The organism is Ruegeria sp. C9 (assembly GCF_056537585.1).
Genome location: NZ_JBQFRU010000003.1, coordinates 440,092 through 461,735, shown reverse-complemented (window position 1 = coordinate 461,735; position 21,644 = coordinate 440,092). Strand labels below are relative to the sequence as shown.

Below are 21,644 nucleotides of genomic sequence, written 5' to 3'. Positions count from 1 at the left end.
ATGGCCGTTACAACCACTCACCCTTGACGGTCTGGCGATAGATCGTGCTGAGCCAATTGTTACCTCGGCTCTTTAGATCGAGACCACGCGACGTCAGCAACGTGTACCCCGCGTCGTACCATTCCGAGGACTGATAGTTGTAACCCAGAATCGCACCCGCGGTCTGCGCCTCGTCCACCAGTCCCAGCGCCAGATACGCCTCGATCAGGCGATAGAGCGCCTCGGCGGTATGAGATGTGGTCTGAAAATCCTCGACCACCACGCGGAATCGGTTGATCGCCGCAGTGAAGTGATCCTGACGCAGATAATAGCGCCCGATCTCCATCTCTTTGCCAGCCAGATGGTCGAAGGCAAGGTCGAATTTCAGTACGGCAGATGTGGCATACTCACTGTCTGGGTAGACTTCGATCACCGTGCGCAGCGCCTGCAGTGCCTGAAAGGTCAGCCCCTGATCACGACCCACTTCGTCGATCTGATCATAGTAGCTGAGCGCCAGAAGATACTGGGCATAGGCGGCGTCTTCGTCAGTGGGATAGAAATCGATATAGCGCTGCGCGGCGGCGCGGCTTTCTTCATAGTTCTGGTCCGAATGGAATGAGAACGCCTGCATGATCAGCGCACGTTTCGCCCAATCGGAATAAGGATAAAGCCGCTCTACTTCAGAGAAATACCAAGCCGCGTCGTCCGAGCGATTCTGCGACAGCTCGTATTCACCGCGGGTGTAAATCTGTTCAGGCGTGAAACCTTCGAGGTTTTGGCTGCGGTCTGCCCCACGGTTACCAAACAGACCTCCGGCATTGCCACATGCCGTCAAAGTTGCTGCCAGAAGAAGCGCACCTGCGATTCTGACTGCCGCTTTGCTGCCAACCATTCCGCCCATCCTTGTCGTCTACTTAGCGGGAATTACCCCTGATCGGGCCTCGGTCTAGCACATAAAATTCCAGTGCAAAACGCCTTATCCACCCTCATGGCGCAAATGTCGTCAGAGTTGATCAGATCATGCAACCTGCGGGATTTCGCTTCGCACAAGGCCCTGGCCGGGCAGACGCGCGGCTTGTTCAGGGGTGCAAAGGATCGGACGCACAGCGCCCGGTGTTTCGAACAGTTTGCGCAGCAATGTGTTGGTCATCGAATGCCCCGACTTCTCGCCGACAAAGCGCCCCAGAATCGGACCGCCTGCAAGATAGAGATCACCCAGAGCGTCCAGCATTTTGTGGCGCACCGCTTCATCCGTGTGACGGAAGCCACCCGGGGTCAGGACTTCGTCGCCCTGTACGACTACGGCATTGTCCAATGTGCCGCCCAAGGCCAATCCGTTTTCACGCATCGCTTCGACATCTGTGCGGCGGCAAAACGTGCGACTGTCGCAGAGTTCACGCGCAAACGAACCATTGCGCATGTCCAAAACTTTTGTCTGGCTTCCAATGGCGTCATCTTCGAAATCAATGTGGAACTCGATCTCCAGACCTTCCGCAGGCGCGATAGATGCCTTTGCGCCCTCGCGTTCAACAGAGACGGGTTTAAGCACCTCATAAGCCAATACCGGACTGGCCTGACGACGAACGCCTTTGGCCATGATGCCCTGAACAAAGGCCACGGACGAGCCATCCATGATCGGGACTTCGGGACCGTCGATTTCAATCAGTGCATTATGCACACCACATCCGGCAAGTGCCGCCATGATGTGTTCCACAGTCGATACCGACACATTCGCATCGTTAACCAATCGTGTGCAAAGAGGCGTCCTCTCAACAACATCATAGATAGCGGGGATCAACGCATTGCCCAGCTCGATATCAGTCCGTTTGAACCAGATTCCATGACCTGCCGCTGCAGGCTTCAGAACCATCGTCGCAGGCTTGCCGCTATGCAGCCCAGTGCCCACAAACGTGACTGAAGATTTGAGCGTATGTTGCAATGTGAGCCTCGGTGAGTTGTGTCCAGCCTATCAGGGGCTGTGTTGCACCCTCAACTAAGGAAGGGGGCGTTAAGGCTCAACTCACCTTTTGCAACCGAATGAAACATGAATGTGACACATCGGCAAATCCCTGCTTACACCAGCTCAACACTTTGTGTTTCCACAATAAAGGGCCGCGCGATGGCGGCCCTTCGGGATGATTTTGTTACCGCGATCAGTTGGCCTGACGCCGTAGGAAGGCGGGAATTTCGATGCGCTCCTGATCAGGATCGGCTTCATCCTGAACAGGTGCCGTTGCGTCAACCGACCGCATCGCAGGCTGTTGGCGTACCGGTTGAGCGGGCGTATCGGCCGCATGGCCGGTCATCCGGTCAATCAATCGGTTGAAGCCAAAACGCGGGCGATCCTCGGTCGCTTGCTGCGGCTGAGGGGCCGGTTCGCGAGGTGCCTCAGGCGTCGGACGCAGCCGGTTCGAAGGTACTTTCTGAACTGCGGCCTGCAACCGCTGCATCGCTTCTGGAGACGGTGTGCCGGGGGTCTGGGCACGCGGTGCGTCGTAGGTGTCGACTGTCTCTTCGACTTCGGGTTGCGGTTCGAACTGCGCCACCTGAGGCTGATAGGCGGGCGGAGGCAGCCCGTCATCGTCCTGCTCGGCAGCGGGTTGTTCGTCTTGCCAGCCTTCATTGAACTCGACATCTTCGATGGACTCGAAGAGCGTGGGCGCAATGTTGTCCTCAGCCGGGGCCTCATCTGCAGCGATTTGTTCAGGCGTGGAGTCTTCTGCCGAAACCGTGCGTGTCAGCGGAGCCGACATCGAACGGCGGGCGACCGGTACATCTTCGCTTTTCTCGCTGGCATCGATACCGGTGGCAACGACTGAAACGCGCATTCCGCCTTCCATCTCGGTGTCGAGGGTCGAACCGACAATGATATTGGCCTCCGGGTCCACTTCCTCGCGGATGCGGTTGGCGGCCTCGTCCAGTTCGAACAAGGTCAGGTCGTGCGCACCGGTGATGTTGATTAGCACACCCTTGGCACCCTTGAGGCTGATTTCGTCCAACAGCGGGTTGGCAATGGCCTTCTCGGCTGCCTGAATGGCGCGATCTTCACCGGTCGCTTCGCCTGTGCCCATCATCGCCTTGCCCATCTCGTCCATCACGGCTCGAACGTCGGCGAAGTCGAGGTTGATCAGACCCGGACGCACCATCAGGTCGGTTACGCCTTTGACGCCCTGATACAGGACATCGTCGGCCATCGAGAACGCCTCGGTAAACGTTGTCTTTTCGTTGGCCAGACGGAACAGGTTCTGGTTCGGAATGATGATCAGCGTATCAACGACTTTCTGCAGCGCATCAACGCCGTCTTCGGCCTGACGCATACGCTTGGCGCCTTCGAACTGGAAGGGTTTGGTGACAACCCCAACGGTCAGGACACCCAGCTCCCGCGCTGCTTGCGCGATGATCGGGGCTGCGCCGGTGCCTGTGCCGCCACCCATGCCGGCGGTGATAAAGCACATATGCGCACCCGCTAGGTGATCGACGATCTGTTCGATGCTTTCTTCAGCTGCTGCAGCACCCACGGTCGGACGCGCACCTGCACCTAACCCTTCGGTGACTTTGACGCCCAGCTGCACCCGCGCCGACGAACGGCTTTGCTGCAGCGCCTGTGCGTCTGTGTTGGCGACGACAAATTCTACGCCGTCCAACTGTTTTTCAATCATGTTGTCGACAGCATTGCCCCCAGCGCCGCCAACGCCAAATACGGTAATCCGAGGCTTGAGTTCGTCGTGCCCGGGCATCGAAAGATTTAATGTCATGCTCTGTCCGCCTGTTTTTTATGTTGCCGCAAAATGCGGTTTTTCTGACCTATCCACAGTCGATTTTACTGTGTCATTTCGGAAACGTCACCAGAAAAATCGCACGAATCCACAAAATATGGAGGAAATAAGGCAGCAAACAGCGGCATTTCGCTGTTACCGCGACATGTTGCGGCGAAAGACTCATGCGCTACTACACACGGAAAGACCCCGCCCACCTTGAGGGGGGGGGTGTAAAACTTTTAGTCACTCGTTTGGTCGCGGAAAACTGCTCAATGTCCTGCCGCTGGGCCTCTGCCGGGCCTTGAGCCTTATTTTGCGGCAATTTGGCAGTTGCCGCAACTGATTTCTTTAGCCTACCGGGGCACTTGGGCAATTCAGGCCATCTTCAGAGATGCTACGGACCTCTTGCGTTTCGCTGCCGACGAAGCGCGCCAGCCGCACCATCAACCGGTCATTGTACAGGTAGGGCCACCAGCAGACTGGCAGGCCATCGGGCGCATCATCGTACAGAAAACAGATCTGGCCATTTGGCGTGGTGATCTGGCCATAGACACAGCCCCGCCCCTCCATCCGCCAGACCGAGAGAGTCGGACTGAGGAATTCCTCGGTCCCGACCAACATACCGCTTCGGATTTCATGGAAGGTGATCGTTTTGCCAACGACGGCGCTCAGAAACGCCTCTGGCGTAATCAGGGTTTGAGCCGGGGCCGCAGCGGGCCCAAGGGCCGCGCCAACGGCTGCACCACGCAGGGCATTACCAATTGTCACGGAACCAGCGCACGGCGCGCTTGAACGGGCGCGCGGCATAGGTGTCGACCGGGATCTCAAAATCCCACCATTCGTCCTGAGGATGCGCCGCAAACAGGCTAAGCCCCACTGCCGAAGAAAAACCGGGCCCGGTCGCGGATTGCGGCAGGCCATGAACGCGCAGCGGGCGGCCCAAACGAACACGCTGACCCAGAATCCGGCTGGCAAGCCCGTCTAGCCCCATGATCTGGCTGCCACCACCAGTCAGAACGATCTGCTGGCTTGGCAGGTGGTCGAAACCGGCAGCGTCCAGACGAGTACGCACCTCTTCGAGAATCTCCTCGACGCGGGGCCGCATGATGCCGATCAACTCGGCACGGCTGACGGTACGGCGGTCATGCTCCCAATCGCCAGTATCGCCACCGATGTCGATCAGGTCGCGATCATCGGCTCCGGTCGCGTGAACGCCACCGTTAAAGGTCTTGATCCGTTCGGCCACCGCTGCGGGCACGCCGAGGCCCATCGAAATGTCGCTGGTCACGTGATCCCCGCCCATGCGCACGCAATCGGCATAGATCATGTGTTTCTTCATGAAGATCGAGATGCTGGTGGTGCCGCCGCCCAAATCGATACAGGCCGCGCCCAACTCCTGTTCGTCCTCGACCAATGCGGAAATGCCCGAGACATAGGCTGAGTTCGCAATCCCTGCCAGCTCCAGATCGCAGCGCTTGATGCAGCGGACGATGTTCTGGATCGCCACCGCATCGACGGTTAGCATGTGCATATCCACTGCAAGGCTCTGCCCCAACTGTCCACGCGGATCGATTAGTCCCGAGCGGTTGTCGAGCGCGAAATTCACCGGTTGCGCATGCAGTACCTCGCGCCCTTCGCCGTAATCGGGCACGTCGCAGGCGTTCAGGACACGACCGACCTCGGCTTCGGTAACCAATTGGCCTTCCAGATCAACCTGCGCATCCAGCCCGTAGGAACGCGGGTTCGCCCCTGAGAAGGATGCAATCACGTGATCGACGCGGATATCGGCCATCTTCTGCGCCGCCTGCAGCGCGGTGCGGATGGCGCGCTCGGTTTCCTGCATCGCGGTAACCTCGCCGAACTGCACCCCGCGCGAACGGGTGGTCGCAGCGCCAATGACCCGGAAACCGGTTTGTCCGGCCATCGAGCCGATCGAGTTATCCTCGGACAACCGCCCCGTCCCGTCGAAGCGCAATACAAGGCAAGCGATTTTGGAGCTGCCGACATCCAGGATAGCAACTACACCGCGTTGCATTGCCTGTCGGCGCATCTGCCGCATAGCCCTTTGGGACTGATAAAGATCGGTCATCATGGTCGTTACTGCCCGCTACTCACATCTACTTTTGTGTTCCACCAGTCTTCGCTGGCCGTTTTGTTCATTCGGATGGTCGGTCGCTGCCCCAGTCGCATGTCGACCACGGCCACGTCACGTTCCAGAAGGTCCTGCACCTCGTTCACCGCCAACACGCGTTCCAGCGCGCGCGCCGGACGTTCGGTCGGCAACATGATGCGCTGGTTTCGATCCAGCACCAGATCCCAGCGCCGTTCGCCAACGCGCACCAAACCGCGCACGCGTTCGCCCAAGCTGCGGGCTGTGGTCAGGATTTGCAGCGCCTCGGGGACATGTTTGTTCGCGCCCTTCCCTGCGATCAGTGGCAGGGCTGCGTGATCGGCGCGTGCTGAAACACGGTCGACATGGGCTCCGGTTTCATCCAATAGCTCGATCCCGTCTCGGGTGCGCCAGACGATGACCGGCTGGCGTTCGACCACGTCAACCTGAAGAATCCCGCCAGGGCGGATGCGTACGGTTGCCGATTTCACCGGGTCAAGCCCGGTGATGGTGTCGCGGATCAACTCCACATCCAGATCCCACGAGCTGAGCGGGAAATCGAGTGGCACGATCTCGCGGATATCCTCAGACATTGCGGTTCCTGCCCCGTCGATGGCCATCAAGTTGACCATGAATTCGGGGCGCTCCTGGATCGAGGTCTTGATGTCGGCGATATAGGCGCTGACCGCCTCACGACGTTCTTCGGCGGCAAAGAAGCCACCCACCAAACCAACGACGGTCAGAACCGGCAGGCCAATTTTTAGCCCGCGCCGGATGCCGGGGGTGAGCATCCAGCGCTGAAAGCGGTAGCTGAGGCGCGAGGGCGCGGGGTCCACGTTGCGCGCGCGGCCAAAAAGACGCGCCCCGCGCAAATGCAGCTTAGGTTCGGTTTTGGGCTCGGGCCTTGGCGCGGCGATGAAATCGGCATCCGGCCCCGCCAACGGTTTGGTCCGGTGGATCACCGGCGCGCGGGAGGCGGTCAGCGGTCGCATGAGGCATCCTCCACCATCCAGGCGCAGAGCTGGCCGAAACTGATGCCAAGGTGTTCAGCCTGTTCGGGCACCAGCGAGGTCGGCGTCATGCCGGGCTGGGTGTTGGTTTCCAGCAGGAACAGCCCGTCGGCACCCTTGCTGTCATCCCAGCGGTAATCGGTGCGGGACACGCCGCGACACGCCAGCGCATTATGCGCCTTAACCGCATAGTCCATGCAGCGGTCAAAGATATCCTGCGGGATCTCGGCGGGCAGCACATGCCACGAGCCGCCGGGCTTGTACTTGGCATCATAATCGTACCAACCGCCATCGGTCATGATCTCGGTCACCGTCAGGGCGCGGTCGCCCATCACGGTCACGGTCAGTTCCCGGCCCGCGACGTATTTCTCGACCATCACCTGATCAGGCATCGCCTCGTCCAGTTGCGGCGGGCCGTTGGCATTTTCATGCACGATATAGATGCCGACGCTGGAACCTTCGTTGTTGGGCTTGGCCACATAGGGCGGCTCCATCACATGGACCTCGACCACCTCGACCTTGGGAACGATCAGGCTGGGTACGATAGGTAATCCTTCGGCGGCGTAGACCTCTTTGCTGCGTTGCTTGTCCATTGCAAGGGCCGAAGCCAGCACACCGGAATGCGTGTAAGGAATGCGCATCCATTCCAGTAGCCCCTGCACACAGCCATCCTCGCCCCAGCGTCCATGCAGGGCGTTGAACACCACATCGGGTTGGATATCGGTAAGGCGAGCAGCAAGGTCCGGACCTGCGTCCAGTTCGACCACTTCAAAGCCTTCACCCACAAGAGCGGCTGCGCATTCGCGCCCAGAGCTGAGAGACACCTCGCGTTCCGCCGAGGGGCCGCCCATCAATACCGCCACTCTGGGGTTTGTCCTGCTCGACATACCCAATGTGCGCCTCAATGTCCCCGGACCTTATGTGGTGGTCCGTACTGCGTTTATGCCTTTGATCCGTCGTCCTAATTTGCCTGTTATGGTCTGACGGTCGGGGCTTTATTCTTCCAGCGGATCACCGACCCGCATGATTTCCCACTCTAGCGTGATGCCGCTTGTTTCGTAAACCTTTTTTCGCACCTCTTCGCCCAGACCTTCGAGATCTGCGGCGGTGGCGTCGCCTGTATTGATCATGAAATTCGAGTGTTTGGGACTCATCTGCGCGCCACCTTTTGTGGCCCCGCGCATACCCGCGTCATCGATCACTTTCCACGCCTTGAGGTCATGCACATCGTCCGCGCGCCCAGTCGACGAGAACCCGGCTGGATTACGGAAGGTCGACCCGGCGCTGCGGTCCTTGGTGGGTTGAGTTTCGTCGCGCTTTTTTAGCTGCGCCTCCATGCGAGCGTGCAGCTCAGCTGGATCGCCCGAGGGGCCTTGAAACGTCGCCGAGATCAGCACCGCGCCTTCGGGCAGGTCGGACTGGCGATAGCGGAAGCTGAGGTCTTGCGGGGTCAGGTCCACGATCTCTCCGGCGCGGGTGACGACGGTAGCCTTTTGCAACACATCCGCCGTATAGCTGCCGTAACAGCCCGCGTTCATACGCACGGCCCCGCCGATCGACCCGGGTATCGTGCGCAGGAAAGTCAGGTCCACACCTCCATCCGCTGATTTACGCGCCACATGCGCATCCAGCGCGGCGGCACCCGCGCTGACGGTATTGCCTTCGACCGAGACACCATTGAACCCGCGCCCCAATCGGATGACCACCGCCCGCAGACCACCATCACGGACGATCAGATTGGATCCGACACCCATAGGAAAGATGGGAACATCCGCAGGCAGATCACGCAGAAACGACTGAAGGTCTTCGGTATCGGCGGGTTGAAACAGATAATCCGCTGGTCCGCCGACGCGCAGCCAGGTGAGTTCGGAAAGAGAACGCGCCGCGGACAAGCGGCCACGGACGTCGGGCAGTTCGCTCATGCGCCTTCCCGCGATGCAAGGCTGCGCCCGCCTACTCCACCCATGATCACCGCAAACAGGAAGGGCAGGACCGCACCGGTCAGCCAGACGAAGGGTCCGAACGCCTGTTCTTCTTCTCCTGTCCCGACACCGGCCAGCACTATGATCAGTACCAGACCAAGGGCCGAGGTCAGCCCGATCAGCCACAGCAGTGCCTTGAGGCCGATCCAGCGCGCGGCGACAAAACCCGCAAGCGTCCCGAGGATCAGGGTAATCAGCGGCAAATAGGCGAAAGTGGCGATGTCGACCATGGGGGCCTCCTGAAAATGGCCAGTTACTTGTTCGCCGCCTTCATGCCCTGCATTTTCGCCTTTGTCCAACGGGTGAGGTAAATCACCGGCCAACGCAGAACTGACATACCTGCCGCAAGAACCAGCAGCCCGATCCATGGACCATTTTCATAGGTGACATAGCCTAGTATGGGGACGCCAACGGCGATCAGGAAATAGGCGCGCCGCCAATGGTTGTCCTTGCTGGGCAACATCGCCAACACGTTGGCGACAACACCCCACAGACCGGCAAGCGCAATCGACCAGTTCATTCCGACACCTCTTTACCCGTCCACTTGCGCCAGTAGTAGCGGATCGGGTTGCGGTACATCGAAACAAAACCGCCAGCAGCCAGGACTCCGACGAACCAGCCATAGTCTAAACTCAGCCACAGAATCAGAGCAGGCGCGCTGGCAAACAGTACAACACCCGGTGGGAATTGCAGGTGCATCGGCAGCATCGCCACAATGGTGGAAGCGAAGACCCAGACGCAGGCGAGTATGAGCGACAACGCCACGAGGTTAGCTCGCTTTGGCGATTAACCGGTCAGGCAAACCGTTGGCCCAGGTACTGATCGTACCTGCGCCGAGGCAAACAACCATATCGCCCGGGCGGGCCTGTTCACGGACAAGGCGGGCGAGGTCTTCTTCGTTCAAGATCGCGCGCGCGTGGCGGTGGCCGTGGCGGATCAGGCCCTGCACAAGATCGTCACGGCTGGCACCTTCGATCGGATCTTCGCCTGCGGCAAAGACCTCGGCAATAGCGACCACGTCGGCGTCGTTGAAGCAGGTGCAGAAATCGTCGAACAGGTCGGACAGGCGGGAATAGCGGTGAGGCTGGTGGACGGCGATAACGCGGCCCTCGGTGGCCTGACGTGCGGCCTTGAGAACGGCGGCGATTTCGACCGGATGGTGGCCGTAATCGTCGATGATGGTGACGCCGTCAATTTCTCCAACCTTCGTGAAGCGGCGATTGACGCCGCCGAAATTGGCCAGCGCGTCGCGGATTTCACTGGCCTTCATGCCCAGATGACGGGCCACGGCCACGGCGCTCAGCGCGTTAGAGACATTGTGGTCGCCGGGCATTGGCAAGGTGCAACCTTCGATCACCTTGTCTTCATGGCGTAGGTGGATGTCGAAATGGGCGACGCCACCCTTATAGGTTAGGTTTTCGGCCCGCACATCGGCCTGTGCGTTGAATCCATAGGTGCGCACACGACGGTCCGAGATGCGACCGACCAGAGCCTGCACCTCGGCATGATCTGTGCAGCAGACGGCCAGGCCATAAAACGGCAGGTTCGAGACGAACTCGTAAAACCCGTCCCGCAGCTTATCGAAATCGCCCCAATGCTCCATGTGTTCAGGGTCGATATTGGTGACGATGGCTATGGTTGCAGGTAGGCGATTGAATGAGCCGTCGCTCTCATCCGCTTCAACCACCATCCATTCACCCTGCCCCATGCGGGCGTTGCTGCCATAGGCGTGGATGATGCCGCCATTGATGACAGTGGGGTCGAAATCGCCCGCGACCATTAGTTCCGCCATCATAGTGGTTGTTGTGGTCTTACCGTGAGTTCCGGCGATGGCAATGTTCGAGCGCAGGCGCATGAGTTCCGCCAGCATGTCGGCGCGACGGACGACGGGCAGGCCCTGCGCGCGTGCCTCGTCCAGTTCCGGGTTCCCCGGTTTGATCGCAGTTGAGACCACGACCACGGCGGCGTTCTGCAAGTTCTCGGCACGCTGGCCTTCGAAAATCTCAGCACCCAGCCCAGCCAGCCGGTCAGTAATCTTCGAGGTTTTCAGGTCCGAACCTTGTACCTGGTAGCCAAGATTCAAAAGCACCTCTGCGATACCCGACATCCCGATCCCACCGATGCCCACGAAGTGGATCGGTCCAACGTCCTGCGGCAGTTTGGTTGCTGGATTCATGAGGTCTCCTTCTGCGCCAGTTGCTCGACAAGGGCGACCAGACGCTCGGTGGCGTCCGGTGCCCCGACCGATAGCGCGGCATGGGCCATTTGCTGTGCGGCTTCGGGGTTGGTGAGAACCGTGGTCATTTGCTGTGTCAGCGCGGGAACGTCAAGGGCGTTTTCGGGGATCATGATCGCACCGCCTGCCTGAACCAATCCACGCGCATTGGCTGTTTGATGATCTCCGGCAGCCGTGGCAAGCGGGATCAAAATCGACGGGCGGCCAATCACGGAAATGTCGGCGATACTGGAGGCACCTGACCGGCTGACAACCAGCTGCGCGTCGGACATACGGCGAGGTACGTCGTCAAAGAAAGGCTGTACGTCGGCGCGTATGCCGTGATCGGCGTAAAAGGCCTTGACCCGTTCACCATCCTCATCGCGGGCCTGATGCGAGACGCGGATATACCCGCGCAGATATTCAGGCAGCGCAGCGATGGCCCCCGGCACCACGTCACTGAGGATACGTGCGCCCTGTGAGCCGCCCATCACCAGGACAGACATCGGGTACTCCCCAGGCGGGATATAGGGGGCAGCAGCGCGTTCAAGAACGGAGGCGCGAACCGGGTTACCAGTGTGTATGCCCTTGGACCCTTCAGGCAGATCGGTGGGCCAGACACCACAGGCCACTTGAGCCACACGCGTGGCAAACAGTTGGTTTACCCGGCCCAGAACGCCATTTTGTTCATGGATCATACGCGGCAGCTTCAGCAGGATGGCCGCGCCCAGCGCCGGTATCGACGGATAGCCGCCAAAGCCCACCACCACATCCGGCTTGTCACGCATCATCTGCGCAGCCATGCCAGTGACTCCAGCAGCAATCTTGGGTCCAACCAACATCTTGGCCGCTAATCCGCCTCGGGCGAAGGTGGCCGAGGATGCCTCGACAATCTCGACGTCTGCGGGGAACGCGCCGGTATAGCGCGCTCCGCGCGGGTCGGTGGACAGGCGCACACGCCAGCCTTTCTGCAGCATCGCCTCGGCCAACGCCTGCGCGGGGAACATGTGGCCGCCGGTGCCACCTGCTGCGATTAGTAGATAAGGTTTGCCCATCAGCCTCGTCCGCGCAGAATGTCGCCCAGCTCGCCCTGCGGGCGGGTTCGGGTGAAGGCCAGCAACATGCCAACCGCGATGCCGCCAGCAATCAGGGACGATCCGCCATAACTGACAAACGGCAGCGTCATGCCCTTGGCGGGCAGAAGACGCACGGCGACGCCCATGTTGATCATAGCCTGCACGCCGAACATGCAGGCCAGACCAGTGCCAGCCAGACGGATGAACATGTCGCGTTCGCGCATCAGCCGCAGCAGCGAACGCACAACGATCAGCGAGTACAGCGCGATGATAATCAGCACCAAAATCAGCCCGTATTCTTCGGCCGCGACCGCGATGATGAAATCCGTATGCGCATCAGGCAGAGACCACTTGACCTGCCCCTCACCCACGCCGACGCCGAACAGACCGCCTTCGCGGATAGCATTGGTGGCATACCCAAGCTGGGTGGTCGGATCGAGTTCCTGATTAAGGAAACCATCGATACGACGGGCAAAGTGCTCGGAATTGGAATAGGCAAACATGCCGCCCAGAACCACGGCTCCGGCCATGCCGACCAGCAGCAGCATCGGGGCTCCGGCAACAAAATACATCACACCCCAACCAAAAAGGATAAGGCAGGCCTGCCCGAAATCGGGCTGCATCACCAGCATTGCCACGATGGACATACACAGTGCAAAGGACCACAACCGCCCCGGCGGGCCGTTGATTTCCTGTGATGCGGCCAACAGCCATGCGGCCACCACGACAAAACCGGGCTTGAGGAACTCGGATGGCTGCAACGAGGCAAAACCCAGCGAATACCAGCGCACCGCGCCTTTGCCAAAGTCTGTACCGAAGACCGGCAGGAAAGCCAGCGCCACGAACGAGGCCAGAAAGCCCAGAATCGCCAGCCGCCGCACCAGTGTCGGCGACATCATTGAGGTCAGCAGCATCGCAACCAGCGCCAGCCCGCCAAAGATCGCCTGACGTTCTACATAGTGGAAAGGATCGAACCCGTTGCGCCCCGCCAGTGGCGGCGACGAGGCCAGCCCAAGCAAAAGCCCGATGACAAACAGGATCAGAACGCAGGACATCGTCCAGCGATCAATCGTTCGCCACCACTTCGGAAGAATCGGTTCTCCGCGCTGGTCCTGGACCGCGCCATACACCATCTCAGTCATGAGATACCGCCACTATCTGCCTCGTTAACGTCCCGTTTTCGGGATCTGATTGAGAGTCTACAGGGATTTTTACATTTGGGCTAGCAGAATGACAGGCAGAACTGGAATTCTGGAACGATGAGCCGCCGTTGACAAACGCGCATGCATTCAAGCAGCGCATGCTGCCTGTTCTGATCGACGGCCCGTTGAGGCTCGGTTTGAGTTCATCCAAATATCAACCGCGCCCAACGTCATTGTTCAAAAAGTAAATCGTCAGTCTTTGATGGGGTATCTGTCAGGCTCTTCAAACACATCGATCACTCGGGAACCCGCCTTGATGCGCCCGCCATGCTCCACTCCGGCTGGGATAGAATAGCTGTCGCCGGGCAGATAAACTTTCGTCTCTCCGCCAATGGTGAGTTCAATTTCTCCTTCCACCACCGTACCCCATTGGGCACCATGTGAATGTAGTGGGAGTTCCATTTCTTTAAGAAAAGTAAAAAAGGCAACCAAACCAGCATCAGATCGAATGACTGCCGTCTGCACGACGTCTTCGGGAAATGGCACGTCTAGTCTTGGAAAGTCTGTAATGAAGTTTGGAAAGCGCATATTTTTATCCCTTTAAATGGATCTAACCGGCAAGCATTAGCACAGAGCCTAGCATGTCAGAATGCACTACGACTAAAAATCCACATACCATATGGCACAAACCCAAGTGCCGCTGAGAAATTCTGTGGGCCAAACCCACACCGTTTTGGTCTGCGCTCTTGCCATCGCTCACAATCCACGCCATGCGCAGCATATGGATTTCGAGACGATCATCCTCGGTGCTGGCGCGGCCGGCATGATGTGCGCAGCCCATTGCGGTGGCCAAGCGCTGGTGATCGACCATGCAAAAGCTCCCGGAGAAAAGATCCGCATCTCGGGTGGTGGACGATGCAATTTCACCAATATGTATGCGGGACCGGGCAATTTCCTGTCTCAGAATCCACATTTCAGCAAATCAGCGCTGGCGCGATATACACAGTGGGACTTCATCGAACTGGTCGATCGCCATGGCATTGCATGGCATGAAAAAACGCTTGGGCAATTGTTCTGCGACGGGTCTTCGAAACAGATCGTCCAGATGCTGCTGAATGAAATGGCCAAGGCCGAGGCCGAGCTTTGGGTGCAGACGTCGCTGCGCAACTTGCGCAAAACCGAAAGCGGTTTCGCTTTGGATGTCGAACGCGATGGCAAGCATATCCCTCTGACCTGTTGCAATCTGGTTCTGGCCACGGGTGGCAAATCGATCCCCAAAATGGGCGCAACGGGGTTGGCCTATGACATCGCGCAGCAATTCGGGCTGCAGATAACCGAGACACGGGCGGCGCTGGTGCCGTTCACCTTCTCGGACGGACGGTTCAAGGATTTGTCCGGCGTCTCTTTGCCCGCTCGACTGTCAAACGAGCACAGCAGTTTCGACGAGGCGTTGTTGTTCACCCATCGCGGGTTGAGCGGTCCTTCGGTGCTGCAATTGTCTTCGTACTGGCGCGAGGGTGAGGCAATATGGGTCAACCTGATCCCCGATTTGCCTTTATACGATCTGCTTCGCGATCAGCGGCAGGCTGTTGGGCGCAAGGCGCTGACCACCGAATTGGCACGCCACCTGCCCACGCGTCTGGTGGAATACCTCGCACACCATATCCCGATGAAGGGCAATCTTGCGGATCAGTCCGACACGGCGCTGTCGGAACTGATCGCCGCATTGTCCAACTGGCGGCTTACGCCGTCGGGCACCGAGGGCTATCGCACCGCCGAGGTCACTCTGGGCGGGATCGACACTGACGGGCTGTCGTCCAAAACGATGGAGGCCAGGGATGTCCCCGGCCTCTATGTCATTGGTGAAGCGGTGGATGTCACCGGCTGGCTTGGCGGTTACAACTTCCAATGGGCGTGGTCCTCGGGCCACGCCGCCGGAAGTGCCATCGCAAGCCGTTAGCCTACGACGTTGTAACCCCGTCCGCGCATACAGTTGCGCACGATGACTTCCTTGTTCTGGTTCTTGTTGATCACGTCAGCACCTGCACCAACCAACGCACCGGCAACGGCGGCGCGACCCAGGTTGTCGCTGCTGTCCTGAACGATGCCGGTGACGGCTGCAGCACCTGCGGCGCCGATTGCGGCATTACCTGCGGTCGATCCGTCAACGCTGGCCTGCGAGGCTGCAAGTTGCTGGCACTGATACAGGTCCGAGTTGTAGTTCGGGCCTACTGGGCCATCGATCACGGGCTGATAGTTGGCCCCGGTATTGGTGCAAGCCGCAGCAGCCAGCAGCGCTGGAACGACCAGAAGAAGTTTACGGTTTGGCATATTCATGACCTCGTGTTGAATTTCCTGAAGGCAAAAACCAATGCAGGCAGTGCGTCAAGCAGATAGGCCCACAGCTTCGCCGAACCGGCGATCTATTGCAAACGCATTGCTTTCAGAGGCGTTTTTTAACCTGAACCACGAAGTCATCGCCACGTTGTTCGAAGTTGTCATACTGGTCGAAACTGGCCGCAGCAGGTGCCAATAGAACGGTTTCACCGGGCTGCGCATCGGCCATGGCCTGCATAACCGCCGCTTCCATAGTGGTGCAGACTTGCGCATCGGCCTGCAACTGCATTGCAAAGCTCGCCGCCTCACGCCCGATGACGTAGGCCTTGATTACGTGGTCCCCTGCCCCGTTCAGCGCCTCAAGCCCGCCTTCTTTCTCAAGCCCGCCACAGATCCAACGTATCTTCTTGAACGCGCTCAAGGCTTTGAGGGCGCTATCTACGTTGGTGGCTTTCGAGTCATTCACATAGGTCACGCCGTCCGCCTCGGCGATGATCTGACTGCGGTGCGGCAGACCCGGGAAGCTGTGCAGCGCGTCTTCGATCACGCGCGGAGCAAGGCCCAGCGAACGGCAGGCGGCATAGGCGGCGCAGGCGTTCTGGTGATTATGCGCACCGGGCAGGCCCTTGATCTCACGCAGGTCGATCGATCCGGCCTGTCGGCCCTTGCGGTATTCCGACAGGAAACCCTTGCGGGCAAAGACCTGCCAACCCGACCCGGTCAGCTTGCGCGCCACCGAGACGCGGATCACCCGGTCATCCGACGGCCCCTCGGCCAGTTGCCCGGCCAGAAACGCGCCCTCGGCCTCATCTATCCCGATCACGGCACGGTCTGGGCCTCCTTCGGCGAACAGGCGACGTTTGGCGGCAAAGTAACCACCCATTCCACCATGTCGATCCAAGTGATCAGGTGAAAGATTGGTGAAAACCGCCACATCCGGCGTCAGTGCGCGGGCCAGTTCGGTCTGGTAGCTCGATAGCTCCAGTACCACGACCGATCCATCGCCACCTGGGTCGATGTCCAGCACGCCGCGCCCAATGTTACCCGCCAGTTGTGAGTCGCGCCCGGCCTCGGTCAGGATATGTTGGATCAACGCAGCGGTGGTTGATTTGCCATTCGATCCCGTCACCGCGATGACGCGCGGTGGGATGTCGTAGTTGTTCCATTCAGGGCCTGCGAAAGAGCGAAAGAACAGACCTATGTCATTGTCGACCGGAACTCCGGCTTCCAACGCAGCGGCCACAACCGGGTTCGGCGCGGGGTAGAGATGAGGGATGCCGGGCGAGACAATTAGTGCGGCAATATCGTCAAACGCCCCGTGGCGGCGCAGATCGACACACGAGAATCCCTCGACCTCTGCCGCTTCACGCGCGGCGGGGTTGTCATCCCAGCAGATCGGCTCAGCCCTGCCAGCGCGCAGCGCTCGTGCGGTGGTCAGACCCGACCGACCTAACCCCAGAACCGCTACTTTCTGCCCTGAAAACCCTTTGACCGGGATCATTGCCATACACCTTCTATCCGAGCCGTTCTTCCAGCCAGTCCGCCCGCCAAGCGACTGGCCCTTTTGGAACGTTTTCTATTACGAACCCATAGTCTGGTAACCGGTCGCACAATGCATCGTATTCCGCAATAGCTGCGGCCAAGTTGTGCCGCCGGTCATCATCCTGTTCGAATATCTCAGGCCAAGGAGGAAAGAGAAACACGCATGGGTCGTAGCCCAAGTGCAGTATCTGTTCACGCACTTTGGTCTCCAACGGTGTACCGGTTCGATCAAACCAAATCAGCGCGTCCAATGCCGAACGATCAAATAGCACAAGATCATCTTTGGCATTGCTGAAGTCAGATATCGCAAGTCCAATGATCCTGCGGCAGAATACCTCGGAGTTGACCCAAGGCAGAGCGCGACCACCACCTTGTCTTTCCTCGGCAATGACACGACGACCCGGCTCGGAAACTGTTGAATATCCGCGTCGGGCCATCTCCTCCAGCAGTGTTGATTTGCCACCACCGGAGCATCCAGAAAGCACGATGCAACGCGGGCTCATCTGACTTTCAGCGTCGCCAGCCCGATCATCGCTAAGATCAGTGAAATGATCCAGAACCGGATCACGATGGTGGGTTCAGCCCAGCCCTTTTTCTCATAATGGTGATGGATCGGTGCCATCAGGAACACGCGCTTTCCGGTCCGTTTGAAATAAAGAACCTGGATGATCACGCTCAGCGCCTCGACCACGAACAGCCCGCCCACGACTGCCAATACCAACTCGTGTTTGGTAGCCACGGCGATCGCGCCCAGCGCACCGCCCAGAGCCAGTGATCCGGTATCACCCATGAAAACCGCCGCCGGCGGGGCGTTGTACCAAAGGAATCCCAGCCCTGCGCCAAACAGCGCTGAAGTGAAGATGAAGATTTCACCGGTGCCAGGCACATAGTGAACATCAAGATACTCGGTGAAGTCGACCCGCCCAACCGCATAGGCAATCACACCAAGGGTCGAGGCCGCGATCATCGCGGGCATGATCGCCAGCCCGTCCAGACCATCTGTCAGGTTCACCGCGTTGGCCGCACCCACAATGACGATCACCGCAAAGGGGATATAGAAAAGGCCAAGATTGATCAGCGTATCCTTGAACACCGGCAGAGCCAGCTGGTTTTGCAAATCGCTGGGATGGTGCAGCGTCGCCCAGAGTGACGCCAGCACGGCAATGATGATTCCCAGCGCCAACCGCATCTTACCGGAAACGCCCTTGGTGTTCTGCTTTGAGACTTTGGCATAATCGTCCGCAAAGCCGATGGCCGCATAGGCCAGCGTCACGAACAGTACCATCCAGACATATGGATTGTCCCAGCGCGCCCAGATCAGGGTCGACGTGACCAGAGCGCCCACGATCAGCAGCCCGCCCATGGTGGGGGTCCCGGCCTTGGACAGATGCGCCTCGGGGCCGTCATCGCGGATCGGTTGACCTTTGCCTTGCCGCTTGCGCAATACGTTGATCAAGGGTTTTCCGAACAGAAACCCAAAGATCAGCGCAGTCAGAAAGGCGCCCCCTGCCCGGAAGGTGATATAGCGGAAGAGGTTCCAGAAATCCCCTCCGTCCGACAGGGCGGTTAACCAATAGAGCATTACAAAACCTTTCTCACAATACGGCGGCTCTCTGGCGCGCTGCCATGCCCCATTTGCCGCAGACCGTCAACGATCTGCGCCAGAGCCATGCTGAGAGAGCCCTTGGCCATCACTACATCGCCGCGACGGATCAATTCCGGCAGATGGGCGGCCATCTCATCGCTGGTTTCCGTCCACAACCCGCGCTTGCCCTCGGGCAGAGCCTGATGCAGCGCTTGCATCAACGGGCCGATGCAATGAACCTGATCGACATGCGCCATCGCAGGCACCTCGGCTATGGCGGCGTGCATCGCCTGCTCTTGCGCACCAAGCTCTTTCATGTCGCCCAGAAACGCGATCTTGCGTTTGCCCGCCGACGCAAACAGCACGTCGAGAGCGGCCTCCATCGAGGTTGGATTGGCGTTGTAGCTGTCATCGAGCAGTTCAATCTGCCCACCATCTGGCAGCGCGATCACCTCGCGCACACCGCGCCCTTTGACCGGAGACCAGCCGCGCAGACCGGCAATCGCCTGATCCAGATCGACCCCCAGCGCGACACAGGCCGCCAGAGCGCCCAGCGCGTTCATAGCAAAGTGAGTTCCCGCGGATTGGACATCGAATGTGATGTCTGCTCCGCCGACAATACCGTGTCCCCGCACCGAGTCAGGGCCTTGGAGCACGTTGCTCAGGGCATAGTCCCGCGCCTTGTGGCCAAATTCGACGATCCTTGCACCATGCGCAGCGGCGCAGTCGCGCAAGATGCCCGCGTGTTCGATATCGGCGTTGACGATAGCGGTGCCGCCCTCGGCCAGCCCGTCGAAGATCGCAGCTTTTTCAAATGCAATACCCGCAACCGAGTCGAAGGCTTCGAGGTGGACGGCGGCTACTGTGGTCACCAGCCCCACATGCGGTTGCGCCTGACGCGCCAGCGGAGCGATTTCGCCCGGATGATTCATGCCGATCTCGATCACCGCGAACTCGGTGTCGCGCGGCATTCGCGCCAGCGTCAAAGGCACGCCCCAATGGTTATTGTAGCTGGCGACGCTGGCATGAGTTTTGCCTTGCGTCTCCAGAATGCTGGCCAGCATTTCCTTGGTCGAGGTCTTACCCACGCTGCCAGTCACCCCCACCACGCGCGCACCTGTCCGGGTGCGAGCCGCCTGCCCCAACGCCTCTAGACCCGTCTGCACATCGTCGACGATCAACAGCGGTGCATCTTCGGGCACGCCTTCGGGAATATGCGACACAAGCGCTGCGCCTGCGCCTTTTTCAAGCGCTTGGGCGACGAAATCATGGCCGTCGCGGGCAGCCTTCAAAGCAACGAACAGGTCACCCGGCTGCAGGGTGCGCGTGTCGATGGAGACGCCGTTCACCTGCCAATCGGTGGTGGCGCGCCCGTTGGTGGCCTCTGCGGCCTCGGCTGCGGTCCAGAGCGTCATGCGACCCTCCCGTCCAGCGCGGCAACGCTGATACTGGCCTGTTCCACATCGTCAAAGGGCAGGACCTGATCTCCGACGATCTGGCCGGTTTCGTGTCCCTTGCCCGCAATCAGCAGAGCGTCGCCCGGTTGCAGCGCGTCGATGCCGCGCAGGATGGCCTCGGCCCGGTCCCCGACTTCCGTGGCTTCGGGTGCGCCCAACATGACAGCACCGCGGATGGTGGCCGGGTCTTCGCTGCGTGGGTTGTCATCGGTAACAAAGACCACATCGGCGTTTTCAGCAGCGGCCCGCCCCATCAATGGGCGTTTAGTGGCGTCTCGGTCACCGCCTGCACCAACAATGGCGATCAGACGTCCCATGACATGCGGGCGCATCGCCTTCAATGCAGTGGCCACGGCATCCGGTGTATGCGCGTAATCGACAAACACCGCCGCGCCGTTGTCGCGGGTGGCAGCCAGCTGCATCCGTCCGCGCACGGTGATCAGGTGCGGCAAGGTTTCGAACACGCGGTCGGGGTCCTCGCCCGCCGCGATGACCAATCCGCAAGCCAGCAAAACGTTCTCGGCCTGAAAGCCGCCGATCAGATTCAGGCGGGTTTGATAGGCCTTGCCTTTCCATGAAAAGCGCAAATCCTGCCCGGTCGCGTCAAAGCGTTGATTCAGAAGACAAAGATCAGAACCCTCAGGGCCCACGGTGATGATATTCTGGCCGCGTGCCTCGGCGATCTTGCGCATCTCGGCACCCTTGGGATCACCAAGGTTGAACACAGCGACCCCGTCTTCGGGCAGCACACGATCAAACAGACCCGCCTTGGCTGCGAAATAGGCCTCGAACGTGTCGTGATAGTCCAGATGATCCTGCGTGAAATTCGAGAACCCGGCAGCGGTCAGATGCACCCCGTCCAAGCGACGCTGTTCAAGCCCGTGCGAGGAGGCCTCCATCGCCGCATGGGTCACGCCATTTTCGGCAGCCTCGGCAAGACAGCGGTGCAGAGTGATCGGCTCGGGTGTGGTATGGGCCAGCGGCGCAGTCCATGCGCCCTCGACACCGGTGGTGCCCAGGTTGACGGCGGCAAGTCCAAGCTCGGTCCAGATCTGGCGGACGAAACTGGCGACCGAGGTTTTTCCATTGGTGCCGGTGACCGCCACGATGGTCTGCGGTTGCGCGCCAAACCATAGGGCGGCGGCCCCTGCCAGTGCCTGACGGGGGTCTTCCGTGACGATCAGCGCAGCATCGGATGCGGCCAGTTCGTCGGTGGCGATCTCGGCCCCTTTCGCGTCCGTCAGGATCGCGGTGGCCCCCATGCGCAAGGCGTATTGGATGAAGTCTCCACCATGGACTCGGGTGCCGGGAAGGGCTGCAAAGAGGAAACCGTCTTTGACCTCGCGGCTGTCGACAGCCAGACCGGTGATTTCGGGATTGGCCCCTCCCCGTGCGGTCAAGGCCAGTTCGCTGAGTTTCTTTGACCGATTGCCCATGACCCACCTTTCGCT

Annotated in this window: 22 protein-coding genes; 1 reads left to right on the top strand and 21 read right to left on the bottom strand. The window is 59.7% G+C overall.

Annotated features, from left to right (window positions below; translation table 11 throughout):
* Positions 1–7: 7 nt before the first annotated feature.
* The 15 genes from ACR0NE_RS10580 to ACR0NE_RS10510 all read right to left on the bottom strand — a co-directional run bounded on the left by ACR0NE_RS10580 (position 8) and on the right by ACR0NE_RS10510 (position 13,860).
* Positions 8–871 (bottom strand): outer membrane protein assembly factor BamD, encoded by an 864-nt coding sequence (locus tag ACR0NE_RS10580; RefSeq protein WP_170392015.1) that lies wholly within the window; start codon positions 869–871, stop codon positions 8–10.
* 126 nt (positions 872–997) lie between these two features.
* On the bottom strand, positions 998–1,918 hold the full coding sequence (lpxC, locus tag ACR0NE_RS10575; protein WP_170401357.1) for a UDP-3-O-acyl-N-acetylglucosamine deacetylase: 921 nt from the start codon (positions 1,916–1,918) through the stop codon (positions 998–1,000).
* A gap of 214 nt (positions 1,919–2,132) precedes the next feature.
* Positions 2,133–3,734 carry a cell division protein FtsZ gene (ftsZ, locus tag ACR0NE_RS10570; RefSeq protein WP_170594770.1) on the bottom strand — a complete coding sequence of 534 codons (1,602 nt, stop codon included), beginning with the start codon at positions 3,732–3,734 and terminating at the stop codon, positions 2,133–2,135.
* A gap of 351 nt (positions 3,735–4,085) precedes the next feature.
* On the bottom strand, positions 4,086–4,505 hold the full coding sequence (locus ACR0NE_RS10565; protein ID WP_170401361.1) for a hypothetical protein: 420 nt from the start codon (positions 4,503–4,505) through the stop codon (positions 4,086–4,088).
* Positions 4,492–5,826 carry a cell division protein FtsA gene (gene ftsA / locus ACR0NE_RS10560; protein WP_170392023.1) on the bottom strand — a complete coding sequence of 445 codons (1,335 nt, stop codon included), beginning with the start codon at positions 5,824–5,826 and terminating at the stop codon, positions 4,492–4,494. Before ftsA ends, ACR0NE_RS10565 begins: the two co-directional genes overlap by 14 nt.
* An 8-nt stretch (positions 5,827–5,834) precedes the next feature.
* Positions 5,835–6,839, bottom strand: coding sequence for a cell division protein FtsQ/DivIB (locus ACR0NE_RS10555; protein WP_170594768.1), 1,005 nt, complete (start codon positions 6,837–6,839; stop codon positions 5,835–5,837).
* Positions 6,827–7,744, bottom strand: coding sequence for a D-alanine--D-alanine ligase (locus ACR0NE_RS10550; protein ID WP_170594766.1), 918 nt, complete (start codon positions 7,742–7,744; stop codon positions 6,827–6,829). The genes ACR0NE_RS10555 and ACR0NE_RS10550 overlap by 13 nt, the downstream gene beginning before the upstream one ends.
* A 108-nt stretch (positions 7,745–7,852) precedes the next feature.
* The gene (murB, locus tag ACR0NE_RS10545) at positions 7,853–8,779 is read right to left on the bottom strand and encodes a UDP-N-acetylmuramate dehydrogenase (RefSeq protein ID WP_170594764.1); all 927 of its coding nucleotides are present in this window, start codon (positions 8,777–8,779) and stop codon (positions 7,853–7,855) included.
* The gene (locus tag ACR0NE_RS10540; protein ID WP_170401372.1) at positions 8,776–9,069 is read right to left on the bottom strand and encodes a hypothetical protein; all 294 of its coding nucleotides are present in this window, start codon (positions 9,067–9,069) and stop codon (positions 8,776–8,778) included. Before ACR0NE_RS10540 ends, murB begins: the two co-directional genes overlap by 4 nt.
* 23 nt (positions 9,070–9,092) lie before the next feature.
* On the bottom strand, positions 9,093–9,359 hold the full coding sequence (locus ACR0NE_RS10535; protein ID WP_170392032.1) for a DUF2484 family protein: 267 nt from the start codon (positions 9,357–9,359) through the stop codon (positions 9,093–9,095).
* A complete protein-coding gene (locus ACR0NE_RS10530; RefSeq protein ID WP_170401374.1) occupies positions 9,356–9,604 on the bottom strand; it encodes a DUF2484 family protein in 249 nt (82 codons plus the stop codon). The genes ACR0NE_RS10535 and ACR0NE_RS10530 overlap by 4 nt, the downstream gene beginning before the upstream one ends.
* A 4-nt stretch (positions 9,605–9,608) precedes the next feature.
* Positions 9,609–11,015, bottom strand: coding sequence for a UDP-N-acetylmuramate--L-alanine ligase (gene murC / locus ACR0NE_RS10525; RefSeq protein WP_170594761.1), 1,407 nt, complete (start codon positions 11,013–11,015; stop codon positions 9,609–9,611).
* On the bottom strand, positions 11,012–12,109 hold the full coding sequence (locus ACR0NE_RS10520) for a UDP-N-acetylglucosamine--N-acetylmuramyl-(pentapeptide) pyrophosphoryl-undecaprenol N-acetylglucosamine transferase (protein WP_170392038.1): 1,098 nt from the start codon (positions 12,107–12,109) through the stop codon (positions 11,012–11,014). The genes murC and ACR0NE_RS10520 overlap by 4 nt, the downstream gene beginning before the upstream one ends.
* Entirely contained in the window at positions 12,109–13,272 is a 1,164-nt protein-coding gene (gene ftsW / locus ACR0NE_RS10515; protein WP_170392040.1) for a putative lipid II flippase FtsW, read from the bottom strand. The genes ACR0NE_RS10520 and ftsW overlap by 1 nt, the downstream gene beginning before the upstream one ends.
* A 252-nt stretch (positions 13,273–13,524) precedes the next feature.
* Positions 13,525–13,860, bottom strand: a complete 336-nt coding sequence (locus ACR0NE_RS10510) for a cupin domain-containing protein (RefSeq protein ID WP_170392042.1) — start codon at positions 13,858–13,860, stop codon at positions 13,525–13,527.
* 193 nt (positions 13,861–14,053) lie between these two features.
* On the opposite strand from ACR0NE_RS10510, the gene ACR0NE_RS10505 reads away from it, so the two are divergent.
* Entirely contained in the window at positions 14,054–15,232 is a 1,179-nt protein-coding gene (locus ACR0NE_RS10505) for a BaiN/RdsA family NAD(P)/FAD-dependent oxidoreductase (RefSeq protein WP_170594759.1), read from the top strand.
* Here the strand turns inward: ACR0NE_RS10505 and ACR0NE_RS10500 are convergent.
* From ACR0NE_RS10500 to ACR0NE_RS10475, 6 genes are all read right to left on the bottom strand, one after another.
* Positions 15,229–15,609 carry a glycine zipper family protein gene (locus tag ACR0NE_RS10500; RefSeq protein WP_170392045.1) on the bottom strand — a complete coding sequence of 127 codons (381 nt, stop codon included), beginning with the start codon at positions 15,607–15,609 and terminating at the stop codon, positions 15,229–15,231. The genes ACR0NE_RS10505 and ACR0NE_RS10500 overlap by 4 nt on opposite strands.
* 106 nt (positions 15,610–15,715) lie before the next feature.
* Positions 15,716–17,110, bottom strand: a complete 1,395-nt coding sequence (gene murD, locus ACR0NE_RS10495) for a UDP-N-acetylmuramoyl-L-alanine--D-glutamate ligase (protein ID WP_170564422.1) — start codon at positions 17,108–17,110, stop codon at positions 15,716–15,718.
* 13 nt (positions 17,111–17,123) lie between these two features.
* Positions 17,124–17,654, bottom strand: a complete 531-nt coding sequence (locus ACR0NE_RS10490) for an AAA family ATPase (protein ID WP_170594757.1) — start codon at positions 17,652–17,654, stop codon at positions 17,124–17,126.
* Positions 17,651–18,733: a phospho-N-acetylmuramoyl-pentapeptide-transferase gene (gene mraY / locus ACR0NE_RS10485; protein WP_170392049.1), complete on the bottom strand. Its 1,083-nt coding sequence runs from the start codon at positions 18,731–18,733 to the stop codon at positions 17,651–17,653. The genes ACR0NE_RS10490 and mraY overlap by 4 nt, the downstream gene beginning before the upstream one ends.
* Positions 18,733–20,151, bottom strand: a complete 1,419-nt coding sequence (locus tag ACR0NE_RS10480) for a UDP-N-acetylmuramoyl-tripeptide--D-alanyl-D-alanine ligase (protein WP_170594755.1) — start codon at positions 20,149–20,151, stop codon at positions 18,733–18,735. The genes mraY and ACR0NE_RS10480 overlap by 1 nt, the downstream gene beginning before the upstream one ends.
* The gene (locus tag ACR0NE_RS10475; RefSeq protein ID WP_170594753.1) at positions 20,148–21,629 is read right to left on the bottom strand and encodes a UDP-N-acetylmuramoyl-L-alanyl-D-glutamate--2,6-diaminopimelate ligase; all 1,482 of its coding nucleotides are present in this window, start codon (positions 21,627–21,629) and stop codon (positions 20,148–20,150) included. Before ACR0NE_RS10475 ends, ACR0NE_RS10480 begins: the two co-directional genes overlap by 4 nt.
* Positions 21,630–21,644 lie beyond the last annotated feature (15 nt).

Excerpts from the sequence above, each read along its gene's own strand:
- mraY (WP_170392049.1), bottom strand. The coding sequence starts at position 18,733 with ATGCTCTATTGGTTAACCGCCCTGTCGGACGGAGGGGATTTCTGGAAC.
- murC (WP_170594761.1), bottom strand. The coding sequence starts at position 11,015 with ATGAATCCAGCAACCAAACTGCCGCAGGACGTTGGACCGATCCACTTC.
- ACR0NE_RS10500 (WP_170392045.1), bottom strand. The coding sequence starts at position 15,609 with ATGAATATGCCAAACCGTAAACTTCTTCTGGTCGTTCCAGCGCTGCTG.
- ACR0NE_RS10510 (WP_170392042.1), bottom strand. The coding sequence starts at position 13,860 with ATGCGCTTTCCAAACTTCATTACAGACTTTCCAAGACTAGACGTGCCA.
- murD (WP_170564422.1), bottom strand. The coding sequence starts at position 17,110 with ATGATCCCGGTCAAAGGGTTTTCAGGGCAGAAAGTAGCGGTTCTGGGG.
- murB (WP_170594764.1), bottom strand. The coding sequence starts at position 8,779 with ATGAGCGAACTGCCCGACGTCCGTGGCCGCTTGTCCGCGGCGCGTTCT.
- ACR0NE_RS10550 (WP_170594766.1), bottom strand. The coding sequence starts at position 7,744 with ATGTCGAGCAGGACAAACCCCAGAGTGGCGGTATTGATGGGCGGCCCC.
- ACR0NE_RS10580 (WP_170392015.1), bottom strand. The coding sequence starts at position 871 with ATGGTTGGCAGCAAAGCGGCAGTCAGAATCGCAGGTGCGCTTCTTCTG.
- ACR0NE_RS10480 (WP_170594755.1), bottom strand. The coding sequence starts at position 20,151 with ATGACGCTCTGGACCGCAGCCGAGGCCGCAGAGGCCACCAACGGGCGC.
- ACR0NE_RS10555 (WP_170594768.1), bottom strand. The coding sequence starts at position 6,839 with ATGCGACCGCTGACCGCCTCCCGCGCGCCGGTGATCCACCGGACCAAA.
- ACR0NE_RS10520 (WP_170392038.1), bottom strand. The coding sequence starts at position 12,109 with ATGGGCAAACCTTATCTACTAATCGCAGCAGGTGGCACCGGCGGCCAC.
- ftsW (WP_170392040.1), bottom strand. The coding sequence starts at position 13,272 with ATGACTGAGATGGTGTATGGCGCGGTCCAGGACCAGCGCGGAGAACCG.
- ftsZ (WP_170594770.1), bottom strand. The coding sequence starts at position 3,734 with ATGACATTAAATCTTTCGATGCCCGGGCACGACGAACTCAAGCCTCGG.
- ACR0NE_RS10490 (WP_170594757.1), bottom strand. The coding sequence starts at position 17,654 with ATGAGCCCGCGTTGCATCGTGCTTTCTGGATGCTCCGGTGGTGGCAAA.
- ACR0NE_RS10505 (WP_170594759.1), top strand. The coding sequence starts at position 14,054 with ATGGATTTCGAGACGATCATCCTCGGTGCTGGCGCGGCCGGCATGATG.
- ACR0NE_RS10475 (WP_170594753.1), bottom strand. The coding sequence starts at position 21,629 with ATGGGCAATCGGTCAAAGAAACTCAGCGAACTGGCCTTGACCGCACGG.
- ftsA (WP_170392023.1), bottom strand. The coding sequence starts at position 5,826 with ATGACCGATCTTTATCAGTCCCAAAGGGCTATGCGGCAGATGCGCCGA.
- ACR0NE_RS10540 (WP_170401372.1), bottom strand. The coding sequence starts at position 9,069 with ATGGTCGACATCGCCACTTTCGCCTATTTGCCGCTGATTACCCTGATC.
- ACR0NE_RS10535 (WP_170392032.1), bottom strand. The coding sequence starts at position 9,359 with ATGAACTGGTCGATTGCGCTTGCCGGTCTGTGGGGTGTTGTCGCCAAC.